This is a genomic window from Cohnella sp., from assembly GCF_041640265.1.
Taxonomy (GTDB): domain Bacteria; phylum Bacillota; class Bacilli; order Paenibacillales; family Paenibacillaceae; genus Cohnella.
The window spans coordinates 82817-108212 of record NZ_JBEQAP010000014.1 but is presented as its reverse complement, the minus strand read 5'-3'; the positions used below and the strand labels follow the sequence as shown (position 1 = coordinate 108212).

Annotated in this window: 19 protein-coding genes and 1 pseudogene; 1 reads left to right on the top strand and 19 read right to left on the bottom strand. The window is 50.0% G+C overall.

The features are described from left to right. The first annotated feature begins 16 nt into the window (after positions 1 to 16). Positions 17 to 988, top strand: a complete 972-nt coding sequence (locus ACESLK_RS12760) for a DNA-methyltransferase (RefSeq protein WP_373229843.1) — start codon at positions 17 to 19, stop codon at positions 986 to 988. Between the two features lie 65 nt (positions 989 to 1053). Here ACESLK_RS12760 and ACESLK_RS12755 read toward each other — a convergent pair whose 3' ends face one another. The 19 genes and pseudogenes from ACESLK_RS12755 to ACESLK_RS12665 all read right to left on the bottom strand — a co-directional run bounded on the left by ACESLK_RS12755 (position 1054) and on the right by ACESLK_RS12665 (position 25370). Beyond that, a complete protein-coding gene (locus tag ACESLK_RS12755) occupies positions 1054 to 2337 on the bottom strand; it encodes an ArsB/NhaD family transporter (protein WP_373229841.1) in 1284 nt (427 codons plus the stop codon). Positions 2338 to 2340: 3 nt separating this feature from the next. Further along, complete coding sequence (locus tag ACESLK_RS12750; RefSeq protein WP_373229854.1) at positions 2341 to 2748, bottom strand: class II aldolase/adducin family protein; 408 nt, start codon at positions 2746 to 2748, stop codon at positions 2341 to 2343. 141 nt (positions 2749 to 2889) lie between these two features. Next, positions 2890 to 3621 (bottom strand): ZIP family metal transporter, encoded by a 732-nt coding sequence (locus tag ACESLK_RS12745; RefSeq protein ID WP_373229840.1) that lies wholly within the window; start codon positions 3619 to 3621, stop codon positions 2890 to 2892. Positions 3622 to 3803: 182 nt separating this feature from the next. After that, entirely contained in the window at positions 3804 to 4253 is a 450-nt protein-coding gene (locus tag ACESLK_RS12740; RefSeq protein ID WP_373229839.1) for a GNAT family N-acetyltransferase, read from the bottom strand. A gap of 176 nt (positions 4254 to 4429) precedes the next feature. After that, positions 4430 to 5407 carry an aldo/keto reductase gene (locus tag ACESLK_RS12735; protein ID WP_373229838.1) on the bottom strand — a complete coding sequence of 326 codons (978 nt, stop codon included), beginning with the start codon at positions 5405 to 5407 and terminating at the stop codon, positions 4430 to 4432. A 210-nt stretch (positions 5408 to 5617) separates the two neighbouring features. Beyond that, a complete protein-coding gene (locus ACESLK_RS12730; RefSeq protein ID WP_373229836.1) occupies positions 5618 to 5794 on the bottom strand; it encodes a hypothetical protein in 177 nt (58 codons plus the stop codon). Next, positions 5791 to 7113: pseudogene (locus tag ACESLK_RS12725) on the bottom strand (glycoside hydrolase family 125 protein). The gene ACESLK_RS12730 and the pseudogene ACESLK_RS12725 overlap by 4 nt, the downstream one beginning before the upstream one ends. A 25-nt stretch (positions 7114 to 7138) precedes the next feature. Next, the gene (locus ACESLK_RS12720) at positions 7139 to 8197 is read right to left on the bottom strand and encodes a glycoside hydrolase family 18 protein (RefSeq protein WP_373229852.1); all 1059 of its coding nucleotides are present in this window, start codon (positions 8195 to 8197) and stop codon (positions 7139 to 7141) included. A 57-nt stretch (positions 8198 to 8254) separates the two neighbouring features. Next, the gene (locus ACESLK_RS12715; protein WP_373229835.1) at positions 8255 to 10870 is read right to left on the bottom strand and encodes a transglutaminase domain-containing protein; all 2616 of its coding nucleotides are present in this window, start codon (positions 10868 to 10870) and stop codon (positions 8255 to 8257) included. Between the two features lie 6 nt (positions 10871 to 10876). Then, positions 10877 to 11899, bottom strand: coding sequence for a carbohydrate-binding family 9-like protein (locus ACESLK_RS12710; RefSeq protein ID WP_373229834.1), 1023 nt, complete (start codon positions 11897 to 11899; stop codon positions 10877 to 10879). A gap of 18 nt (positions 11900 to 11917) precedes the next feature. Next, positions 11918 to 12790: a sugar phosphate isomerase/epimerase family protein gene (locus ACESLK_RS12705; RefSeq protein WP_373229833.1), complete on the bottom strand. Its 873-nt coding sequence runs from the start codon at positions 12788 to 12790 to the stop codon at positions 11918 to 11920. A 61-nt stretch (positions 12791 to 12851) separates the two neighbouring features. Continuing rightward, positions 12852 to 15593 (bottom strand): alpha-mannosidase, encoded by a 2742-nt coding sequence (locus tag ACESLK_RS12700; protein WP_373229832.1) that lies wholly within the window; start codon positions 15591 to 15593, stop codon positions 12852 to 12854. A 205-nt stretch (positions 15594 to 15798) separates the two neighbouring features. Beyond that, entirely contained in the window at positions 15799 to 16950 is a 1152-nt protein-coding gene (locus ACESLK_RS12695; RefSeq protein WP_373229831.1) for a GntR family transcriptional regulator, read from the bottom strand. Between the two features lie 98 nt (positions 16951 to 17048). Then, entirely contained in the window at positions 17049 to 17999 is a 951-nt protein-coding gene (locus ACESLK_RS12690; protein ID WP_373229830.1) for a carbohydrate ABC transporter permease, read from the bottom strand. Between the two features lie 14 nt (positions 18000 to 18013). Beyond that, a complete protein-coding gene (locus ACESLK_RS12685; protein WP_373229829.1) occupies positions 18014 to 18937 on the bottom strand; it encodes a carbohydrate ABC transporter permease in 924 nt (307 codons plus the stop codon). After that, a complete protein-coding gene (locus ACESLK_RS12680) occupies positions 18934 to 21513 on the bottom strand; it encodes a DUF5696 domain-containing protein (RefSeq protein ID WP_373229828.1) in 2580 nt (859 codons plus the stop codon). Before ACESLK_RS12680 ends, ACESLK_RS12685 begins: the two co-directional genes overlap by 4 nt. 14 nt (positions 21514 to 21527) lie before the next feature. Beyond that, on the bottom strand, positions 21528 to 23588 hold the full coding sequence (locus tag ACESLK_RS12675; RefSeq protein WP_373229827.1) for a YIP1 family protein: 2061 nt from the start codon (positions 23586 to 23588) through the stop codon (positions 21528 to 21530). Between the two features lie 17 nt (positions 23589 to 23605). Beyond that, complete coding sequence (locus ACESLK_RS12670; RefSeq protein WP_373229851.1) at positions 23606 to 24478, bottom strand: carbohydrate ABC transporter permease; 873 nt, start codon at positions 24476 to 24478, stop codon at positions 23606 to 23608. A 7-nt stretch (positions 24479 to 24485) separates the two neighbouring features. After that, entirely contained in the window at positions 24486 to 25370 is an 885-nt protein-coding gene (locus ACESLK_RS12665; protein ID WP_373229826.1) for a carbohydrate ABC transporter permease, read from the bottom strand. Positions 25371 to 25396 lie beyond the last annotated feature (26 nt).

The following is a 25396-nucleotide window of genomic DNA, read 5'->3' as shown; positions in this document are numbered from 1 at the left end:
AAGGCGGTGCTTCGAAGTGCAAGAAAACGAAGACAAAGTAAGAGCCGAGAGAAATCGCACGCTTACTCTTAATGAGTCGGAGAGAATAAAATATAGGGAAAAGTTAATCACGTTAACAGCTAAAGCGGAGACTGAGCAGCTTATAAACAGAACGATCAACCAAGACTTGTTTGAGGTGATTGATCTTTTACCTGATGAATTTGTAGATCTTATGTTCGTCGATCCACCCTATAATTTAACGAAAAATTTTAACGGGAAAACCTTCAAACGCATGAACAACGAACAATATACGGAGTGGCTGGACAACTGGTTTTCGAGAATCGTTCGTATTCTGAAACCCAATGCTACCGTATATATCTGCGGAGATTGGCGCTCAAGCCACTCTATCTACGAGGTTGCTTCTAAACACCTGAATATTATCAACCGCATTACCTGGGAACGCGAGAAGGGCCGAGGAGCGCTGAACAATTGGAAGAACGCTTCGGAGGATATCTGGTATTGCGCGAAATCAGAGGACTACAAATTTTACGTGGACCGCGTGAAAATGAAGAGAAAGGTGGTCGCCCCCTATCGAACGGAGGCGGGGATGCCGAAAGACTGGGAGGATGATTCCGACGGGAAATTCCGGCTTACTTTCCCCTCCAATCTATGGACGGACTTAACGGTTCCCTTCTGGTCCATGCCCGAGAATACCGATCACCCCACGCAGAAGCCGGAGAAGCTGCTAGCCAAAGTCATTCTCGCCAGCTCTGATGAGAACGACGTCGTGTTCGACCCTTTCATGGGCGCTGGCACAACCTCAGTCGTGGCTAAGAAATTAAACCGTCGTTATGTAGGAATCGAGATCGATGAAACCTATTGCTGTCTAGCGGAGAAAAGGCTTGCGACCGCAGTGAGCGCCCCTTCGATCCAAGGCTATTCGGAAGGCGTATTCTGGGAGCGTAACACGCTGGTTGAGCAATCCAAATCAACAAAACCACCTAAATAGAGCTCAAAAAGGGGAGCGCCCAAAAATATTCGGCGCTCCCCGCTTCTATGCTTCTAGTAACATGTTTACATCAAGTATCTTAAGTAGATATAGATGCTAGACAATGCGACGGAGAGAATCATCAATGGAAAGCCATACTTAAGAAATTTAATGAAGGAAATCGGATATCCTTCTTTGGCTGCTAATCCTGCCGTTATCAGGTTCGCGCTAGCTCCGATTAACGTTCCATTTCCTCCTAGGCAAGCCCCTAATGCAAGGCTCCACCATAGCGGCTCAAGGTTCTCGATTCCCATGTTGCCCATTTCCTGAATTAGAGGGATCATCGTCGCCACGAAAGGAATATTATCCATAAATGCCGAGGCGATTGCACTCATCCAGAGAATAAGCATAGCCGTGGTTGTAAGATCTCCCCCCGTAAGCTCAATCGCCTTCAGCGCCAAGTCACTAACAATACCCGTATCTACTAAAGCTCCAACCAATGTGAACAAGCCGACGAAGAAGAAGATTGTCGTCCATTCCACTCGGGTAAAAGCTTCTTCCATTGTATGCTCTCCTGAGAGCATGAGCAGCAGGAATGCGCCGGAGAGTGCGACAACGGAGGATTCCACATGAATGAGCTGATGGAGGAAGAAGCCGACAATCGTTATTCCCAGAATGATGAGGCAACGAATAAGCAGCGGTCGGTCGGTAATTAAACCACTCTCGTCCATTTCCATGATTCCCTGTTTATTCTCCTCCGCTGTCTTAAGCTTATTGCGGAACATAAGTACGAATATGGGGAGTTGTATCGCCATGATAATGATAACGATTGGCGCCAAATTATCGATGAAGGCCATGAAGGTAAGCTCTTTAACCGCGCTTCCGATCATAATGTTCGGCGGATCGCCGATCAAGGTAGCCGTACCCCCGATATTGGATGCCAGAATTAGTGTGAATAAGAAGGGAAATGGATGAAGCTTCAGCTGCCTCGCAATGCTGAACGTGACGGGCACCATCAATAGCACAGTCGTGACATTGTCTAGAAATGCCGATGCCACAGCCGTAATTAGAGCAAGTGCGACCATAATTCTAACCGGCTCGCCTCTCGCTTTCTTAGCCGCGACAACTGCAATGTAAGTGAACAATCCGGTCTTGGCAGTTACGCTTACGATGATCATCATCCCGATTAATAGTCCCAGCGTATTGAAATCAATATGATGCTCAATCGCTGAATCTAGGTCTACAATTCCCAGAAATACGACCAATAAGGCGCCAATCATGGCTACGATTGTCCGGTGAATTTTCTCCGCAATAATCATGCTGTACGTGATCAGAAAAAAGGTAAGCGCTAGTATCGCCTGTTGATCCATGAGTTATAGACTCCAGTTCCTTCTTGGTTTATACCCCGCATTCTCGATAAAATCCCGTTCCGTTTCAGGAGACAAGCCAGACATCGGAATTTTCGCGGATTGCGAGACAATGAGCATACGGCAAGCCATCTCTAGTGGTTGTAAGGCCATGCGCGCTTCACGTATTGAAGTATCGTACACCAAAACGCCGTGATTTTCTAGCAGCAGGATGTTTGCTAGCTTCGCTTTCTCATAAACACCATCGCCCAGCGCTGCACTTCCCGGATGGTGATAAGGTACTCTCTCAACCTTCTCCAAATAATACATGGTCTCAATATAGAGTGCTTTTACCCTATTAAGACGCTGCGAGCGTGTTAGAAGCGCGGAAGCAGCTCGGTTAGCGGGATTAAGACGCTGCGAACGTGTTAGAATGCACTACAAAAACAGCCGATCAAAGATCGACTGTTACACAGAGCTGATTCACGGTTATGGACGTTTTAGCTTGCTACAGAATCCTGAGATGAAATTCTTAAACGTCCCTTCGGAAAGGGAGGAGCGATTGCAGCCTTCGCACTAAGCAAATAGATAACTGATATATACCATCGCTAACAATCCCAAAATAAAAGAGTAAGTTGACGCTCGTTCATACCCATGACCGTGACTTTCCGGGATTAATTCCTTGTACACGATAAACATCATGGCCCCCGCAGCAAAGGCTAGCCCAAACCCAATTAGCGATTCTATGTAGCTCGCCGAGAAATAACCGACGACTGCGGACATAACCTCCATCAGTCCTGTTAAGGCAACAATAAGAAGAGACCTGAATTTGCTCACGCCCGAGTTGATGAGAAAAACAGCCAGCACAAGACCCTCGGGTATATTCTGAGCCCCGATAGAGATAGCTACCATTGGTCCCAAGCCTTCGTTATTGCTCGCATAACTAAAACCTGTGCTGAGTCCCTCCGGAATGTTGTGAATAAACAAGGCTATGATAACCAATAATGACTTCGAATCAAAGGAGCTAACCCTCGAATCATTCTCGACATCGACATGGGGAATATTGTTCTCGATCTGATCGAGAACAAAAATACCAATAATAAATCCGATTATCAGTCCCGCGATGCCTGATTCTTTAATGGCCTGCGGCATAAGTCCAAAGGTCGAAGCGGAGACCATGATCCCGGCTGTGAAAGCGATTAGGATATCCTTCCACTTCTCAGACAGCTTCTTTATAAATAAAATTGGCACTGCTCCTAAAACAGTAGCCATTGCAGATATAAAGCTTCCAATTAAAGCCGTCTCCACCGTTACTAACTCCTTTAAGACCAACGAGTTTATTATTAAATTTAGACCTTTCTGTATGTAAGCATAAGGCCCGTAAAAAACAAAAACAAGCCCCTCCGGTTAGAAGGACTTCTCACAAATTCCTTATTCAGGATAGAAACGGATACGGGAATTAAATCTTTCTAACCCCCGTATCACAATTTCTATACCTCGGATTGCTGCCAAACGTCATCGTACTCGAGATTTCGCTTAAATTGCGCAGCCGCGTATGAGCAGAGCGGAACGATCTTTTTGTTCTCCAGCCTGGCTTCCTCAGCTACACGGCGCAGCATTCTTTGTGCAACATCACGGCCGCGATAGGGCGGAGACACATAGGTATGATTGATTACCCAAGTGTTCTCATCAATTGGCGCATACGTTATCTCCCCTATTTGCCCTTCTTTTCCGTGGATAACAAATGCATTGCCTTCTTTCACCAGCTCGCCCATCTCGTCCATGTTAGCTCCCTCTTTCCAATTCGCGAAGGATTCCCTCGCTTCTACGATTACATCCTTCACTTCCAGAATGGCACTCCGCATATCCGTTTTTATACCATCAATCGATTGCCAGATGTCTTCTACATCCTTCTTGATATCTTTTTTCGGATTACTCATACCATTCTCCTCCTTGACGCCAATCATTCCTTGGGCGCTATAACTCTTATTACCCATCGTATTCTTTCTATTCACATCCACAACTTAATTAATACCTTGTTTATCAAATTATACGGAAAAACCCCCAACAAGACGCACAGGCGTCCTGCAGGGGGACCTCACCACGGATATTATCATTACCACGCATAGGCTTCTGGAGCTGGTTTTCCCGGACCCGGGAAGATCGAGTCAAGCTCTTTATTCGTTTCTTCGTTAATAACGATCTCGACAGAGCGCAGTGAATTCTCGAGCTGACCCAAGGTTCTGGGACCAATAATAGGAGCCGTAAGTGCTGGATTGGCTAACAGCCAAGCTAAGCCCAGGTTGGATTCACTTTCACCCACATCTGAGCATAGCGCCGCGTATCTCTTTAATTGCGAACGTCTCTCCTCTATAGCCTTTGCTTCATGCGAAGATCTTGAGCCATATTCAGGTTTAAGCGCATTCCCTCCGAGCAGCCCCCCGGCAAGCGGGCTCCACGCGACCACACCAATCCCATGATGCTTAGCCGATGGCAGTACTTCAAGCTCTGGCTCTCTGCATAAAAGACTGTATTTATGCTGCTCGGATACGAGTCCAAGCATATTCCTAGCCTTGGCTTCAGCCTGTGCCACTGCCAGGTGCCAGCCAGCAAAGTTGCTAGAGCCAATATAATCAACGGTTCCTTGTTGAACAAGGGATTGGAATACCTCCCACAGCTCATCCCAGGTTGCGTTGCGTTCAATGTGATGCATTTGATACAGCTCAATATGATCGGTTTGAAGTCTACTTAACGACGCTGCTAAATGTCTGCGTATTTTATAAGCCGAAAGCCCGCTTGCCATATTAGGCCCGTCGTTCTGATCCTCCATGTTGCCGTACACTTTAGTAGCCAACACCACGCGTTCACGGCGACCCCCGCCTTGGGCAAACCAACGGCCGATAATCTCTTCCGTATATCCCCGCTTATTCCCTCCGTAACCGTTAGCGGTATCAAAGAAATTAATCCCCGCATCCAGCGCTGCATCCATGATGCGAAAAGCTTCCTTCTCGTCAGTGCTTTGTCCGAAATTCATTGTCCCTAGACAAAGGCGACTAACCTTTAGACCCGTTTTTCCCAGATATGCATAATTCAATTTTCCAGCCTCCCAGCTCTTCTTGTATTGATTGCTGTTAATTGTTGCTCTTGTTTGCATATTCTTATTTAGAAAATGCACTGTACATTAATTCTATACCTAATAATTTCCGTAAAAAGAAGTCATACCCGATAAGGTATGACTTCGAATATAACTGACTTGTCATCGACACCACGCTTCAAATAGGCAAGCAGATCCGTCTAAGACTCCTTAGGAAAATTTGGGGCATGCAAATTGACGAAACATCCGGATTCTCCCCTGATGAAGCGCACCCGAGAGCCCATCTGCACAGACGATACGTCCGATACCCTCGAGCATATCGGCGCTTACCGTCTGACCGTCCGCCATAGGAAACGCCGGATCATAGAAAATGAGCGCGTTCGTCATGCCAGAATTCCTTCTATCATCGCCTTATAGACAAGCTGAGAGAACAGGCTGTTGGACCAAGCAAACCATTTCCGCGTGAACTCGGCTGGATTGTCTGCATGAAAACCTTCGTGCATGAAGCCGGTATCGGCATCCGTCGCTTCCAGCATGGCGATCATCGTAAGCCGCTCTTCCCGGGTCGCCGCGGTTAATCCCTGCATCGACAGTGCCATGTGCCATATATAACCCGGCGGAGTGTGGGGACTGCCGATTCCTCTCGCCGCTTTCCCTTCGTAATAGAAGGGATTCTGTTTGCTTAAGGCGAAGTTACGCGTGTTGATATAGACCGGATCGTCTACAGTCGTGTAGCCGAGATAAGGAATCGAGATAAGTCCTGGCGTTCCAGCATCGTCCATCAGACAGTAGTTGCCGAAGCCATCGGTCTCGTACGCGTAGATCGGGCCAAATTCGGGATGGCGATAAATGCCTTACAACTGTATGCCGCGTTCAACTTCAGCTTCCAGCCGCTCCATCTCTCGAACGAAAGGCTCATCGCGGAAAACGTAACGGGCGATTTCCTGCATCTGCCGCAGTGTCACGACCGCGAACATGTTGGACGGGATACTATAGTGGAAATCGCAGGCATCGTCGCTCGGTCGGAAAGCCGACCAGATCATCCCCGTGACATTGACTGGCGACCCGTTTCCTTCTTGCACAAGCGTGTCGGTCAAAACTCCGTTGTCCCTTATAAAGCGATAGGGCGAACACTCGGCATGGCGCTGTTCCGTTTTCCATAGATCGACCACGATCCGCATCGCAGACTTAAAGCCGGAATCGAATATGTCTGCGAATCCCGTCTCCTTCCAGTATAGGTAGGCCAGCTTCATCGAAAAGCAGATGGAGTCGAGCTCGAATTTCCTTTCCCACACCCAAGGGGACATTTCCGTCTGATCCTCCGCATTCCAATGCCAATCATTGGCCGATTCGTTAAATGCATTCGCGTATGGATCGATCGTGATGCACATCATATGCCGCCTGATCAAGCCGGCAATGATCTGCTGCAAGTCTTTATCATCCTTGAGCAGGGGGACATAAGGCATGACTTGTTCTACGGAATCGCGCAGCCACATGGCCGGGATATCACCGGTAATGACGAATGTTGTTCCGTCATCCATCCGTTTGGCCGTCGTCGCCAGCGTGTTTGGAAAACAGTTTTGAAACAGCTGCAGCAGCTTCGGCCGATGTGCTAGCTGGCGCTCCGCGTCGGCCAGCACGCTATATATGGCATTAGGCAGTTTCATTTCGGGAATCGATATTTTAGGCAGTCTGAATTGCTCCAAGCAGTCTTCACCCTCTGTTGGTAGATTATCGGTTTTTCCCAGTTGGGATATTTTCTTCAAAGCTCTCGTAAATCGCGTTCAAAAGACGATGTGTCGTATCGCAGGCATATTCCCAAAACATAATCCCGGCAAGGTTCTCGTTCTTGACATACTCGCACTTATGGCGAAGCGATTCCTCGTCGTCGTAGGAAATAAAATTCTCACCGTCAAACAAATACGGCGCTTTGGCTTCTTCATCCCAGTATCGGTTATAACCGTTTTGGTTGATATACTCGGCTGTCAGACGGGTATAATCGGGACCGTACCCGCCGGCACCCGCGGTCATCTCGTGCAGTCCGCCATTGCGGTCCGGGACGTTCTTCCACATCCGGGAATAGAAAGCGGCGCCGATGACAATTTTATCCCGTGGAACACCCGCCTGCACAAACATGCGGACAGACGCGTCCACGCTGATACGATATAAATCGCCCGTCGAAGTATAAAGATTCGTATGGTGGCCGGTCAAGGTTTGGAAGCCGCCTCGCATGTCGTACGTCATAATCTGGACGAAGTCCAAATACTTCTGCACTTGCTCCATCTCGGTTCCGTCGATATAATATCGGTCAGCGCCAGCAGCGATGGTCAGCAGGTAATGCCGATCTCGCGCCGAACCTTCGCGATCCAGCGCTTCCCGGAGCTCCCGCAGCAGCAGCGTGAAATTCTTCTTATCATCGGGAGACGAGGCAATTCCGGCCACGGCATAACAGGGATATTCCCAGTCGAGGTCGATACCGTCGAACGGGTGATCCCGCAAAATACGAATCGCCGTATCCGCCATACTCCGTCTTCCCTCCGGTTCGGAGGCGGCTTCAGAGAATCCGCCTGCTCCCCATCCGCCAACTGAGAGCAAAATGGACAATTCAGGATTGTCGGATTTGATCAAAGGCAGGCGATTCAGGTGTTTCAAATGGTCGATGCAAATTTTACCATCCCGGACATGTCCGAACGCCACGTTCAAGTGGGTGAGCTTCAGCGCAGCTTCCTTCGTTATGCGCGGAAGCGCATCGTCACCGGCGTAACCCGCCGAAATCCATTTTCGTTCCATCGACATCACGATCCCTTCCTTCTGTAGATCCTCTTGCTACAGCACGGCCATTCGCCGCTATTCCGCCAACCGCGCAAGGGTTTGCAGCACTTCTCGACCGATTCCAAGCTTATACCCGGAAGAAAAGTAACGGATACAGCCAGCTTCGTCCAGTACAAGTACGAGCGGCAACCCCCCGCCATTGAGGTCGATTAGGGATGCGGCTTGCCGCATCACCGCTTGGGAGACATCGTGTACGAAGACGGTCCCTTCCGGCAGCAACGGATAGGATGACGGATCGAATGAAGCGGTCCATCCCTCGTTCCCAACGGCGAGAATGACAGATGTGGCATGCTGCGCATAACTTGAGGCGAGCTCGCCGATTTCACGAATCAAATGTTTTGAGGGCTCGCGGTCTGGCTCGATCCAGGCTAATACGGCGCTTTGCAGGCCTGCAAGCTTTCCGAGCGTGCCGCCTGTTCCGTCCGCTAACGCGAACGCCAACGAGCGATCCATCTTGCCCAACACGGGCACATCGGATGGCTGCTGCCTAAACGTCAGCGGAAGCTGGAGCTGTTGGCCGGACCGGACTGTAAAGCGGGTCAGGCGGACAAGCACGGAGCCGTCCTTCAGTCTGGTTCCAGCCGTCATCCGGTAGGAACCAGATTCAAGCTCGAATGCCTCCTCGTAAACATCGGATTTACCGTGTGGATAAAACAGGGTTCGATACACGCCATTCTCCAGTCGGGCGAAGGAAAAGTTGATGAAATAAGCAGCTACCGGCGTGTCGATTTGGGCTTCTGGGTCGCGAAGCAACATTACTCTGCCGCCCGTTGCCGCTTGGGCTTTCGCGCCGGATGCGGGTTCGAACTCCGCATCGATCCAAACGCCCTCCGCTCGATACTGCGGTTTGCGCAAGATAGGTTGTAATCGTGCAGGAATACCTATACTGCGACATCCCGCGACGAACAGAATATCCCGCGAAGTGCTGTCGCCCTTCCGAAGCCGGAAGCTGCCGAGCGGTGTCGCCGAGCCCTGATAATAGGTCATGTCCTCCACCACTTCAAACGCGGCCGAAAGATACTGGACCCATTCCGCTGGATTGCTGCGATACCGCTCCGTTTGCTCTATAGAGAAACTCCCTTGAAACGCCCGCTTATAAGGGCTGATCATTTCGTACAATACGCGCGGGCAAAGGATATAGGTGACGAAGGTTTCTTCGTCGAACTGATCCCGATAGGGGAGCGCACCGATCAAATGATCCGTCAGTACCGTCCTTAACGTATCTGTCAAATCTTTATCGTTTAAGCTTTCAAGCAGACGAAGCGGCCACTCCCCTAGCTCGCCGGTTTGTTCGCGGAGGAATGCTGCGATTTCATGGCTGTTCCCTCTGGCCTTTCGCAACACGTCCCAAACACGTTCCGAGGGTAGGGCGAGTTCCCCTGCCAGTTCGAAAGCTTGCTCCTTGCCAACGAACGTTTCCTCGAAGTCCTTGCGGATGCGCGCTCCGGCTTGCACACGTTCGTTGTGCCTTTGCCTCTCCTCTTCCGGAATAGACATCGCCGTGTCATCCGGCAATTCCGGAGGCGGAACCATGTCCATATCAGACGAGCCGTCTTCCTGCTCGAGACGATCGAGTTCGATGTGGCAAAGATCGCCGTCCGAAACGCGGATTTTCTTCTCTCCCCATCGCGCACCGAGCGAAGCATGCACGAACAACTCTCCATACCCGGTTTTGAGCGAGACTTCTCCCTGTTCATTGGTCGTCAGCTTGGCGATCGCCGTAAATTCCGCGTAGTTGTACACCTGCAGCAGCACTGAAGCCCCTTGAATGGGATCACCGACATGATCATTGACGCATACCTTGATCGTCCGGGCAGGCGCATACCCGTCCAGCAGGTTAATTTCCGTGAACCACTCGTGCGCCAATGTAATGTCTTCAGGTCCGGGGTAGTTGGAAGGCACTCGCGTGTTGACCAGCATCGCCCTTCGGGCGGGACCGCTGAACCAGCCTTGGTTCAAGCGGGGTTCCGGCTCGCATGCTCCGATATAATGCCACCTTCCATCCGCCCATGCCTCCACCCAAGCATGATTCGAATCGCTGTGCGCCCATCGCGGCGTATAGCATTGCCTTGCGGGAATGCACACACTGCGCAGCGCCGCGACAGCCAATGTCGACTGCTCGCCGCAGCGTCCCAGTGCGGTGCGGATTAGCGTCATCGGAGATACGGTTCTTGGATCATTGCCAACATATGTCGCCTTTTCATGGCACCAATGGTTGGTTTCCAGAATGGCGTCTTCCATCGTCAGATGTTTCACACGTTCCGCCAGCTCTTGATACAAAATACCCCTGCAATCCTCGACATTCTCATTGTTCACCCGGTACGGAAGCACGAAATGCAGGAATAGGTGGTCCGGAACTCGCCTGCCCCAAGGCAGCAAAGTGCGGATCTCTAATGTCCGTCGGACGTGACGCAGAAACAGGGGTCCGTCATAATCGGCCAAATCGTTCAGCGGCATATAGGCATAGAGGAACTTTAATGCCCACATTTCCTCCGCGCTCAGCTCCTCCTGAAACACGCCGAACAGATCATCTTCCCTCGCAAAGGCCAATTTCCGTTTGATCTCAAATTTGCTCTCAATTTGCACGCGCGTTGGATCGTCCAAGGAAAATACATTGGTGCTGACCGCCATCGCGAATCACTCCTTCCACAGCTTTCCGTCTTCCCGGATATAATAAGTCGTGCCGCTGGAGGGCGACAGCGCGGAAATTTGAAACAGCCGGTCGGTCGTTTCGATCCGCGGCTGGATCGACCAATTGCCGCCGTTCATCAGGATTTCCGCTTCACGGCAGAAAGCCCCGTGCAACGCGTAATAATTGCGTTCGCGGTAATAAAGCCTGCGCAGCTCCCATTTGATCTTCTCGTCAGCAGGAAGCTCGAACGAATAGGGCCCTTGGGAAGCGGAGAATATGACGAATCCCCATAGCTCTGGATAATGCATATTGATCAATCCCATCGGGGACCATACCCAATTGTCTTCCGGGTAGGGCCGACCGGTTGCCGGGTTGACAACCTTTCGGTAGCTGCCTTCCATGACTTCCGCTTGCCACTGGACGCGGGAAAAGTTGACGCGCCAATATTCGCCGGGAAGCGGAATACGCCCCTCAGGTGCGCATTCCCGCAAGCTGGCCCAAGGCATCGCCACTTCAACGCTCCATCCCCGGTTGTCCGCCCCTGGTTGATTCAGCTCGCCGTCAATATGTACGGCCGTCTTTAACCCGGCAATATCCCAGCCGTTAACAGGGGGGCCGCCATCTCGGTACGGCTTGACCAGCAACAAATCCCACACAGTATTAAGCGCATTGATTTCGAATTCATAGTATTGGTGGGAGTCCCCGTCCGGATCGATGAAGATTTCAAAATCGTTATCATGAAAAATAACCGAATCCCGCTCCGTCATAGTGGCCCATATTTGATCCTCCACCATCTCCGCCGCAAAGTAAAAATACTCATCATCCCATTGCATCTTGGCTCTGGTCCGCTTAGCTGGCCTCGGTTTGGATTCGCCTTCAATATCGATGAAGTCGTCGGTCCACGGAGCATCCTCCCAGAACGGTTTGTCTACGCGTCCGTCTAGAACGAGTGGTCCCAGCGCGCGGCGGCAAAAGTAATGCTTAGGAGCGAAATCGATATTCGGCTCTGGAACGCCGTTCTTATACACGTCAGTTTCCTCCTATCGTCAAGCTTCTTCCCAGAAGCGCCGCAAGTTGTCCATCCCGATTTTCGAGCCTGACCTGCAATCCTCCATGCCTTCGAACTCTACCGTGAGGTAACTGTCGTATCCCGATGCTTTGATAAGCTTGATGATGCGGCGAATATCGACGTCCCCATGCCCTACAATTGCGCCGCGAAGATAGTTGCCGTGCGAGGTTCGGAACCATCCGGCTTCTCCCGGGGATTCGTCATAGGGACGGAAATAGAAATCTTTGATATGGATGAGCGAGGCATAAGAGAGATTATTCATCACCCCAATGATCGGATTCTCATCCACGCACATGAAATTGCCTATGTCTAGCGTCGTCCGGAAATTCGGATGATCGACGTATTGCAGGACGCGCTGCACCCGATCGCTGGCTTGGGCGCTAAAGCCGTGATTCTCGAGTGTCGTCACAATGCCGGACTGGGCTGCGTAATCGGTGATGAGGCGGCTTCCACGTGCCATAAGCGGCAAGTGCTGCTCGAACCAGGCAATCGTCATTTGGTCTTTCGGGATCGTGAACGCGGTGACGTCGTGGCGCATATGCTTCATGCCCATGCGAGCGACGAGGTCGACATGCAGCTTGACGCGCTCCACTTCCTGCTGGAATAGCTCCTCCGTCTCCTGCACGAAATTCGCAGGCATCGAATAGTTGGACAATTCGATGCCCGCCGATTTCGCCTTTTCCCTGACGGCGTCCGCCAGCTCCGGATTGTCGACGAGCGTAAATCCGTAGGGAACGATCTCCATATGCTCGCCCCCGTTGTCCGCGATCCATTGAATGACATCCAGAACGGTCATTTCTCCCGCCTTAAGGGTATCCAACAAGCTATAAGTGCTTAAACCGATCTTCATCTTCGATCACCTCTTCTAGAATGGTTGACAAGCGATTCGGAAGGTACGGGTATATTCAATTTCAATTTATTCCTATCGGCGATATTGACAGAGTTATGATTTGGTGAGGACCGACGGAGTGACAGTTTATGCCGTCCAAGGTTTCACGGCGTCGTTCCAGCACATCGCTGAATGATATACGTTCATGCGGGAAAACAGGCGTAACCGACAACATCGACTCCCGGTCAGTCCAATTGAACCAACGCACAATAACATCTCCCGTGTCCTCGGATACCTTCACCGCCGACAACGCCAACTCAGGTGCGTCCCAAACAATCCAGCTGTGATGAGGCGGGACTGTCCCATTGTGAATCCCGGTCGGTTTCGCAAACCATGGAGTCTGGAATTGATAAGCTGCGAAATAACCCTCCGTCTGAATCCCTCCCGCCCCATGTGGAATGATCATGAACTCTGCGGTGTGCGGGCCGATACACTGAGCTTCCGGTGTCGGAAACACGCCCCAATCACCCAATTCCCCAACGGAACGCAGCAAGGTGACGGCAATAGTATTTCTGCTGTCCCTCAGCACTTCGTATTCGTTTAATCCCCGGTTGGCAATGGTCAGCCCAGCCTCTTCGTCATGCAAGCTAACAAACGCCTGCTGGTGATGACAGTAACTTGGATTGCTCCACTCAGACGCAGGCTCGTTATCCCGCTTCACCGCCTCGAATATCGAGTCGGCGTAGTGCACATCGGTATTCAGATCCGTAGGGAACAGCACACGGACGCGATGATCCTTAGCCGAATTGACGAATTCGGTCCGTACTTTCAATCCCTTGCCATGCTTCTCCAAGCTGACGACCGTACGGATTCGCAGCGGCACCGTACGGCTGACCCGCCCGGATAGACGTCCGGTAAACCAGACCAGTTCTTCCCTCTCTTGCGCGAGCAGCGGCTCCGCTTCGGCCGGTATTTCCCAGTCATGCACAATTTCAATTGATACCTCGTATGGCGTATCAGAGAGCACGGACACCTCAGCCTTTACATGCTCCGTCGTCAGCGGCAGTTCGCCATTCGGCTGCTTATACATATATTCGTTGCCGATATCTCCGGTATCTTCGTACATGCACAGGCCGCGAAACGTTTTGCCGCTCTTCTTTTCTGTTAGCGTAAGGGACCCATTTGCCTCCACGCGAACTCTTATATGTCCGTTCTCCATCGACCGTTCGTCTACTAGCAAGGAGCGATCACCATCGGCAGCGGAAATCTGGGATGGGAGAAAGGCATAAGCTTTGTGCCCATTCGCCGGCACATCAGCCGCTTCGAATTCGATGCGGAGCGTGCGGGCGAAGTATGGTTGACGGAATCGGTCATCCGGCAAATCGTACCCGAAACGAAGACCAAGATCCGTCACCTTGCATGCCGTTTGGCCCCCCTCGCCATCTAGTATAGTTCCGCCTTCAATCGGCATCGATTTTACCTTTTCCTTCATCTCATCGAACGGAATGCCTTCGCGGAAATAGATACGGCAAACATCAAGATCAACAGTTACGACACCGCTTCGCGCCCAGCCGGTTGTATTGAATACTACTAAAGGCATCGCGCCGTTTCCGACAGCCGCAAAAACGGACGTGTCGATGCGTTCGGCAATGAAAGCCGCGCTTTCATCGGCAACCATTTCCGCAACTTGACGGCTTTTCTCGAAACGCGTGATCATTTCACGGTGGACCTCGTCCACGCTGCAACCGCAAATGCTGTCATGCGGATGGTTCTGCATGAGTGTCTTCCACGCGTGCAGAAGCTGGTGATGCGGGTAGTCGAAGCCAAGCAGTGAAGCATACGCAGCCAAGGGCTCCGCGCCTTTCTCCAGCAGCGTCTGGCATTGTTCATTCATTTGTTTGATATATACACGTGCAGAAGCTGTATTGACCAATGTTCCCCATCCATCCGTACGCTGGCTGCGGAGTTCGCCGCTGATGGTTTGCAGATCGTCGGGGACGGTCATTTTAAGCGCTTCCAAATACGTCTCAAAGTCGGAATGAACGAACTCCGTGTCCGGATAAAGCTCCCTGGCTGTCTGCAGCGCCATAGGCAAATCCGTCTGGATCGGCTGATGGTCGCAGCCATTCATGAACAGCAAGTGCGGTGTTGAAGCGTATCGCTCTGCTCCCGCAAGCTTCTCGTCCCAAAAAACTCGGGCGCTCTCTTGATCCGTCGGGATTTCATTGCCGTTGCTGTACCAATTAGCAAACAGAATGCCCAGCATGCGCGACCCGTCCGGCGATTCCCAGTGAAGCTCCGAATAAGGCGATTCGTAGTCTTGCTCCCCTACCATGTTGTTGAAACCGGTGGGCTTGACCCCCCGGCCGAAGACGGCTGTGTCGATATCCGCCTGTCGCATGATTTGCGGAGCTTGCCCCATATTACCGAAAGAATCGGGAAAATATCCAAGCTTGGACAACGCGCCATATTCCTTCGCATCCCGATGTCCGGTCAGCAAATTACGGATGTTAGCCTCGCTGCTCGTGAGAAATTCGTCCTGCAGAATATACCAAGGCCCGATGTGAATCCGACCCTCAAGGATCAACTTCGCAAGCCGATCCTTCTTCTCTGGGCGCACTTGCAAATAATCCTCCAGTATGATGGTCTGCCCGTCCAAATGAAAGCTGCTGTATGTCGGATCCTGTTCCAGAATATCCAGCAAACGATCCATTAATTTGACCAGATAATAACGATGCTTCTCAAAAGGTAAATACCACTCCCGGTCCCAATGTGAATGGGAGATGATATGCGCAATTTTCTTATCGACCTTGTTATTTCCCATATGTCCTCCTGCTTCTTGTCGCTTATATACCTTATTAGTTGTGAAAGCTTACTTTTTCCTCTTTTATTATATACTCTAATCTATGATCAGTAAATATTTGATATACCTTTTACGAGATTTTTAGATACTCTGGTTATATCTAGTACAAAAAAGACCATCTTACGATTTCTAACAATCGTAAGATGGTCTGCATCCTGGAGACAATCTATTCAACGTCCAGATTCTGAGCTTCTTGCCCCGAGCCGGTCGATTGTCGAGGAATCCATAGAATTGGAATTTCGGTGCGATTCGTCTGCGGCACACCGGTTTCCACGTGCTCTACAATCATTGTTGCGGCCTTTTTCCCAATCTCCTGATAATCCTGCTCAATCGTTGTGATCGGAACATCGGCGTGAAGCGTGTATTCCTGATTGTTGTCAAATCCGACGATCGACAGCTGCTCTGGAATTCGAATGCCTAATTCGACCGCAGCCTTGATGACTTCAAATGCGACTAAATCGTGTTCCGCCTGGATCGCCGTTACCTGCAGCTCGAGCATTTGATTCAACAGTGTTTTGTAAAATTCCCTTCTGCTCAATGGGTTTCCTTCAGCTTCCACAGGCATTCCATTGAATACAAGGTCGATATCCACGGTAATGTCGTTCTCATTCAAAGCTTTGCAGTATCCAAAGTAGCGATCCCTTACAGTGCTGCGGTATTGAATGTCGATCGTCGACAAGAACGCGATACGGGAGTGTCCAAGCTCTATCAACTTGGACGCAGCCGTGTAACCGCCGTCGAAGTTGTCCGAGACCACGCTGCCCATCGTAAGGATGCTGTAGTACTGGTCTATGGTTACAATCGGATAATCATTGATATGAAGAGCATGTACGATATCCAAATTGCGTTGCGTGCTGACAGGATATAGGATGATCCCAGAAGTCCCTCTCTTGGGCAGGGATTGGAGCAGCTCACGTTCCTGCGAGCTGCTCCAATCGCTATTGTGAATGCTTAAGTAGTACCCTTTGGACTCCAAATAAGCGGCAATACCGGGAATATACCCTAGCATATTGTTCGCAGCGACATAGGGAATGATCATGGATATAATCTGATTCGAAGTGGATTTCTGTTCTTCCACATTTCTACGGATAACGCTCTGCTTCTTCACGAAGCTGCCGCTGCCTCGTCTTCGATATATCAGTCCCTCACGTTCAAGCTCAATAAGAGCCCGCTTGGATGTGATCCGACTCACGCCGAACTGCTCCGCAAGCTCCACCTCGGTCGGCAGCTGCTGATCCGGTACATATTCGCCGCGCTCTATATATCCTCGTAAAATCTCGATTATTTGACTGTATAACGGCTTGTCACCATGCAACAATTGGATTCACACCCCGGCCTTTTCGGATATATGATAATTATATCCTTGTTTGTTGGTATATCCAATAGAGAAATCATCTGCTAACTTTTCCGCATTTCTTATCCGACTACACCAGTACGTTCCACGCTTTCCACAAAATATCTCTGAACAAACAGATACATAAGGATCAGCGGTGCAATCATAAGCAATACGCCCGTATTGAGCAGCATCGAAGTATAGACCGGATCCGGCTCCTTCAATCCCATCCCCATATCCATCAGGCTGGTGGACAGCACCTTCACTTGCTTTAGGAACAAGCTGACATAATAGCTGTCGTTCCACTGCCAAACAAATGAGAACAGCAGCACCGTAATAATGGCTGGCACCGCATTCGGAATCACGATCTTAAAGAATGTCCGGAACACGCCCGCTCCGTCCACCAATGCGGCCTCTCCGATTTCTATCGGAATACCGCGGAAGAATTGCCGGAAAATGTAGATATACAATCCGTTTTTCAAGCCCATTGCAGTACCCGAGGAAATCAGAAATGGCCAGAACGTATCGATCAGATTAAGGCTGCTTTTCCCCGTGAATAGAGGGATAAGGCCGAACAGGTCAAAATTACGGTACGTCAAGTAAAGCGGGATCATGATCGTTTGAGGCGGCACGACAATCGTGAAGATGACCAGTCCGAACAGAAGTCCGCTGCATTTGAAAGGCAGGCGGGCAAACGCGTAAGCCGCCAACGCGCAAGATACCAACTGGATGATCGTCGTACTCGAGGAGATCAGAATAGTGTTGAGCAAGGATTCAACATAATTTGTCGTCTCTATTGCAATTCTCAAATTTTCGAGCGTGAAGTTCCGCGGAATCCAAAGAACCGTCGGATCGTAAATATCGGCCCTGCTCCGAACCGCGACAGACACCCTCAGAAACAACGGAAACAAAATGATGAAGCAAAAGCCTATGATCATGACGGTCCGAATAATCATCCACGACAGCTGTTTTCCCTTTTCCAGAGGGTTGTATCTTCGCACGAACAAATTTGTGTATTCGGTTGGCGATCTCATGACTTCACCTCCTTCTAATCGTAGTAGAACGCTTTACGAGAAATTAAACCGACGGAAAGAAAGAGAATGACGGACACGGATAAGAAATAGACCCAAGACATCGCGGCGCTTAGCCCGAAGTCGAAAATCTCGAATGCCGTTTGCGAAACCAATTCATTAACCTTACTGTTGCTGAACGAATCGATAATCGAGTAGACCGTATTCGTCAGAATGAGCGGTGTCATCATTGGAAATGTCACTTTCCAAAAGCTTTCGTAACCGGTGGCGCCCTCGATTTTCGCCGCTTCATAGAGAGAGGGTGAAATCGATTGCAATCCCGCCAGGAAGATTAAAATTTGCACGCCGGAGGAGCTAATGATTTCATAAATTCGGTCTACTGCTCCGGTAATATAGTTGACTATAACCGGGGAAAACCCGGATTCCAGCATCATTTTCTTCAACTCAAAGCTTTGCAGCATGTTGCCCCCCGCATCCCCGCCGCTGCTGCCGGTCGGGATCGCCCCGCCGCCGACAAAGCTGCTGATGTCCAAATTCGCGATAACACTGGAAGCGAGAATGACCGGGAGAAAGAATATGGCCCTTGCGAAGGGGCGCCCCCAGAATCTCTGGTTCAGCAGAACGGCTGCGAACAAACCGAAGATGATGATAAGCGGCACATTGACGATCATGTCAACGATAGATTCAACCAGTCTGCGCGGATAATCCGGGTTTGAGGTGAATAAGCTCTCGTAATTGCTGGCTCCCTCGTAGTCAACGGAGAATCCGCCATCTATCAGGTTGATAGAGCTAAAGCTGTAGAGCAGCGATTGGATGAGCGGAAGAATGAACAGCATGATCATCCCAAGGATGAGCGGCATCGCGAACAGGACGCCGAACCATGCATTTTTCTGTTTTAGGCTCAAACGTTTCTTTAGTTTTAAGCTCATGACTTTCTTCATTTGGTTGGTTCACCGCCTACCCGGAAGCTCTCTGCATCAACCTTCATGCCGTCTATTTGCACGGCAGTCTTGTTGTAATTGACGAAAATCGATATTCCATTCTCGAACGTCGTTTCCACGACCTGATCTGCCAGCTTTCGGTGACCCGTGATCGTCTGATCACGAACGTCCTTCAATATGGCATTCCCTTCTTGATACAGCTTAATCGCTTCGTCGAACCAATCTTGGTAATGAAGCGCGTACAGGCTGTTAAAAGCCGTATCCTTAACTGTCGACGAAGGGCTGTAGAACCATTGGTAATAGATGTTCGAACCGGTCTCGAGCGCCTTCAACATCGAAACCCGCGGATTCTGATATCGGTCCATGTTGAACGGTGCGCCGGCCAAATCCACATAACCGTGCAGGGCGATCTGATAAAAAGGAACGTCCCCGTCCGTGATATTCATCGCGCTGCTTACTGTCGGCGCATTAATTACCGCACTGGCGTATGGCAGCAAATAAGCGTTGCCCCCGTTCACCATAAGGGAACCGACCTGCTTCTTCAGCTTGCTTGTTTCCTTAACGATCGCCTCAAGCGCTTCCTGGCGATTCACCGGCGTGGTCGGATCGAAATCAGAATTCACTTCATCGCCCATATCCCGCAAGGATACTCCGCTGATTCCGAGCTTAGCGTAATCGGCAAGAAATCCATCAACCACACCTGGAAGCTTCGAAGCAGACATTACGTAATGCGAGAACCGGGTAGTATCTCTCATATAAGTAACGGAGTCGTATTCATAAATCCCCGCCTTGCGGCGATCTAGAAAATTCGCACTGCCGCTTGCGCCTTTGTATTTCTTCAGGAAGGCAGCATCCGGGTATAGGCTTATCCCGTTGAGTGCCGTGTAATCGATCAGTCTCCGGAACCCTTTTTTTCCTCCGAGGGCACCTTCGATATCGATTTCCCCGGGGGAGTCGTGACGGATCCCGCCGTTAAACCAGCCTACATACCGAAGCGACACGTTGCTGATCCCATGTTCCTTCAGCATGGTGAGCAGCTTAACCGCTTCGTCATATGACGTTAACGACTCTGTAGATGAATAGGGAATGCCTAAGAAAGATTTGCGATTCTTGAACGCGCCTTCCAATTCGAGAACAAAAGGGGAATCCTCCGCATGCTCAAGCTTTCCCAGCTTGTATTTACCGATAAGATAATTACGGTAGGTTCCCGCCATTCCAACATAATCCGCCGAACGCCCGGACAGGAAAGCATAGCGGATACGAATGTCGCCCTGATACGCTTTCGCCTGAAACATCGGCACCGAGCTGGTCTTGCTTCCCGAGCTCAGTGTATAGAGATCCATCGCCACGAAGCGGAAGCTTCCACTTACGTTGTTGTAAGAAACGTAACGTCCGCCAATATCGGCCGAAACACTCGCCAGAGCCTCCCCGTTCTCCATAATGCCAAGGAACGCATGATCATTCTGCTTCAGGCCGAATACGGGTAGGCGAGTTGGTTCGTTGGTCAGAATCCGTTCTTTAACGTCAAATGTTCCGTCTTGACCGTATACCGGCAAACGATAAGGCTCGGCATTCAGCTTTTGGTTGTTCAGCTTTATAATCGCCCCGGAACCGTCGGGTACAAAGATATACCCTTCTTTCTTGTCGTCCGCTGCCCCGAAATATTTCAGCACTTGGATACTCGCAAGGGGAAACGCCGGAGTATACTTTACTTCCTTCGCCGGGATGGATACGACCAGATGTTCGCCGTCGAGCATGTACTCTACAGGCACAGTAAACTCCGCTGAGTCTTCCGACTCCTGCGAGGTCATTCCGTTCTCCTTGTTGTCTTCGGCAGCATCCTCTTTCGTATACCCGGCTGAGGCGAGCAGACCCGCCAGCTCTGCGGCGACATTGTCCTGCAGCTTCCGCACCTCATACACTTGCTTCTCTTCATTAAATCGGTACTTGTACAGCACCTGTTTGCGGTCCTTCTCATCCTTCAGATTGTTTAAGATCCGCTGTTCAAGCCGCTCCTTGCTGATTACAGCCGGAATGATTTCCGTGTTTGCCGATACATGTCCGAACCGATAAACGACCTTGGCGCCTTGATCCATCAATTGCATGTCGAACTGATTTTTCTTTACACTGTCATCGTAGCTGTTGAAACTATAGATCTGCCCCTTCTCGTTATAATAAGAAAGGAGCACTTGAGAAGACAGCTCTGATTTGTAGAGCGGTGAGGCGATCGGATCATCAACACGCCCGACCGGATTGGAGAACCAAATATATCCATCACGTTTGTCCTTTACCGCGATCTCCGCCGTCTCCCGCTTGATATGTAACATCAAGGTTTCGTTCTCGGCGGCAAGCTCCATCGAAGCGAAAGCCGATTGCTCCGCCGCCGTGACCACAGCATCGCCTTCGCCTGCGGTTTTGATTGCGCCATTATCAGTGCCGCTCGTCTGAGCTTTGGCTGTCGCGGCCGCAACTGACTCAGCTTGAGTAACCTGGTCGCCAGCGTGATTCATGATCACACCGCCGATAACTAAGCAAAGGCTGAGGACTGCGATTACAAGTAGTTTCCTTCTATTCATGACCGTCCCCCCTTCTAAATTCTAAAGGACATTTCCTGATACAGCGATGTTACGAAGCTTATGATTTGCTGAATCATGCTGAAGAACAGCACGCCGATGAACAGAATGATACCGATCACAACAAGCGTTAGCAGCATGGTCACCAGTGTTTTGCCGGCCGAGTATTGATGAATCGTCATCGTACCGACGAACAAGAGCCAAACAGACCAAAGATAAGCGAACGTGTCCATTAGATAATAAAACGAGCTTTCATCCGCCGTTATCATTTGGCTGTATAACATTTGAGGCACGTAAATGATCACAAAAGGCATCAAGGAATATCCCGTCGCCATTACGATATCCTTAAATTTGCCCACCCCGTCCATCAAGGTGGTCAGCGACCAGTTGGCCACACACCAAAGGACAAACGGCACTATGATGAATTTCAATTCGTTTACACTGTTCAGATCGGCAGGATTGTTAAAATTGACGACAAATCCACTGTACTGCCGCTTCAAAATGGTAAGCAGTGTGAACAAAAACAAAATAACGAACGCGATTTTAATTCTGCCTTTATGTTCGAACTTCATCTCCCAAAAACCGTCAAACGGATGAATCATCGTATAAAACGGGTTTTTCAGTACGCCGATTTCCTCGTAATGGAGCGCGGCAGTCCGACGATTGACGAATTTCACGGCGCCGATGATCATTCCAACTATCATCGCGATCCCGAGTACGATATAGCCGAAGCTATCCATGACGATTCCTTTGCGGTACAGCTTAAAGGCTTCAGAATAATTCTCTCGGTTGTTCCCAAGCTTAAAGTACGCCATCGCTTCTTTATAATCACCTTGCTTCATTAGCGATTTACCTATCCCGATGTATGCAACCTCAAAGTTACCGTTCAATTGCAGCACGTTCCGCCAAGCTGCGGTCGCCTGTTCCACCTTGCCGTTATACAGCGAAGCTACCGCTTGGCGGATCAAGCTTCCGTACCGTGTAGGCTCGAACACCGTCAGCCGATTGTTGTCTTTATCCAGCACAATCGCCTGCTCTCCAAGCATTCCAATTGCCGATGGAGTGCGGAACCTTCCTAGTTGTCCACCCAATCCTCCAAACGTATAAAGCAGGTTGCCATCCTTATCGTAAGTAAATATGCGTCCGCGTTTAGAATCAAGGGCGCTGTACATCCCGCCTTCATCAGAGGCCACGTCGACGAAAATCGAGCTCCCGCGAACACTGCCCACATCAAGAGTATGGATATCCCCTTTGGGTGGAAAATACCCTTTGCTGCGCAAAATATCGGCACCAGACGGGTTTAACTTCTTGATTGGTCGGTCTGACTTTTCTTCAGATGTCGTAGTGTACATAAAACCATCTTCATTCAAATCGATGTTATTGAATTCCAACGGAATGAATTGCTGCATCTGGTCGCGCTGTTTCTTGGTAGAAATCCGCTTCCAAAAAAGATCCGCCGGGCTGAACTTGACCCGGTTCGTTCCTATAAAACCGGTAAATCCGCCGTCGGAGTCGAATTCCATTATTCCTTCATACGATCCACGGCTAACGACGTAGATCCGCTGAGCCTGATCGACGACCACTTTGACGGGGGAATAGGGAAAGCCTTGGCGGATCAGCGTTGATTTCGGCTCGCCGATTTCCCGTACGAACTGATCATCGGGCGTCAGCTCGACAAGTCTTCGATTTTGTGTGTCGGCAACGTAGATGCCGCCTTTCGTGTCGATGAATACGCCTTCGGGCTGGTTGAAGCTATCCTTCTTGCCCTTGTTATCGAATTCGCTAATGACCCGATCTACACCGAGCTGTTCGTTCAATACAACTATCCGGTTGTTTCCTGTATCTGCAATATATACTTTGTTTTCCTGCCCAATATATAAGTCTTGCGGTGAAGACAAGGGGCCAATCTGTAAATCATGTCCGTAAATCACCCTCGCCGGCGTGTAGGCCTCGGGCGCTGGTACGGCCTTTCCCCAATAGGAATAGTTGTACCCATCGGACGAAGCGGCGGCGGGAGCAGCGATTACGAATAAGACCAATACCAGCATCATCGATGCAGTCAACCTTTTGGCAGTCAAAATCTGGCTCCCCCTCCTTACTCTTTCAGCCCCGATGTGGACATCGTTTGAATGACGTTGCTCTGCGTCACGATGAATACAGTGATCGGCACGATCATCATCAGCAGCGTCACGGCAGCTACGGGACCCGTCCTGGCGATACCGCCGCTCGCGATTTGTCCAAAAACGGCATCCACCGTGCGGAGCTGCTCACTATAAATATATTTGTGGCTCGTAACCGAACCGTTCGTCCACAAGCTTTGGAGCGAAAAAATAATCAGCGTCAGCCATGCGGGCTTTACGATCGGCATGACAATCCGCCAGAAAATTCGATATTCACTTGCTCCGTCGATTTTCGCGGCTTCGATCAAGGCATCTGGGATTTGCTCCATGAACTGCTTCATAAGGTATAGCCCGAGTGTCGATCCGAATGCCGGAATCAGGACCGCCCAATAAGTGTTGATCATACCGAGCCACGAAATCGTCATATAGTTCGGCACCTGCGTAATGTAAGCGGTGAACATCAATGACATTACAACAAGGCTGAACAAGACATTTCGAAACGGAAAATTGGTTTTTGCAAGTGGATAGGCCGCGGCCGAAGCGATTATCACATGCCCCACCGTTCCGACGATTGCAATAAAAAACGTATTGAACACATACCGCGATAACGGCACCCAGGAATCCGAGAAAATACTGACTAATGCTTTAAAATTATAAAAGGTCGGATGTCCTACAATAAACCGGGGCGGAAACGCAAAGATCTCATCGATCGGCATAAACGCCCTATTTAACGTATAGACGAGAGGCAGCGACATGAAAGCAGCGACGCTTGCAAGCAATAAGAACAGTAAAATATCGACGGCCCAAGAACGATTAAGCCGTTTCCGAAACAGCATCTTCAGATTCATCGTCGTTCTACTCACCTACTTTTTTAAGCAGTCTCTGCGTGATCATATTCGTTCCCAGCATGATCGCAAACAGGATCGTGGCAATCGATGATGCGTAGCCCATTTGGAAACGGATCGTTCCATGGTCGACCAAGTGGGTTACAATCGTATGCGCCGCGTAATCTACGCTCGGGAAACCAATCATGTAGATGGAAATCTCCGCAATGGCAAATGCCGACGTAATCTGGATTACGGCGCCGAACATCAGTTGAGGACGCATCGCAGGAAGGGTAATAAACCACAATTCCTGCCAGCGGTTGCGGATGCCGTCGAGTGCCCCAGCTTCATATAGGGTTCGATCGACGTTTTGCAAACCGGCAATGAACGCCAAGAAGGCTGTGCCAAGGCTTAACCACAGCTGCACCACCATAAGGATACCGAGCATGTAACGCGGATCCTGCAGCCATTGGATGGGTTCAAGAATGAATCCCCATTCCATCAAGAACGAATTCATGTAGCCGTACGAATCACTTGAGAATAACGTCGACCAAATGAGATACGTATTGCCCGCGATGGACGGCGCATATAAAATCAACGTCAATAACGCGCGTAGTTTTGGCGGAAGCTCGTTGATGAGCCACGCGAACAGGAAGCAAGCGACATAACTGATTGGACCCGTTATGAAAGCAAACAAAAATGTATTTTTCAGCGCGATAAGGAACACATCGTCCTGTACGAACAGCCTGGCATAATTGTCCCAGCCTACCCAACGCGGAGGCTCAAGCATATTGAAATAGGTAAAGCTAAGAACAACGGACATCAACACTGGGATTACGGTAAATACAGCGAATATCAAGAAATAAGGAGCCATCAATACATAAGCATGCTTGTTTTTTCTAATCTCTGTCGTCATATATCCCAGTTTTTTACGAATGATCG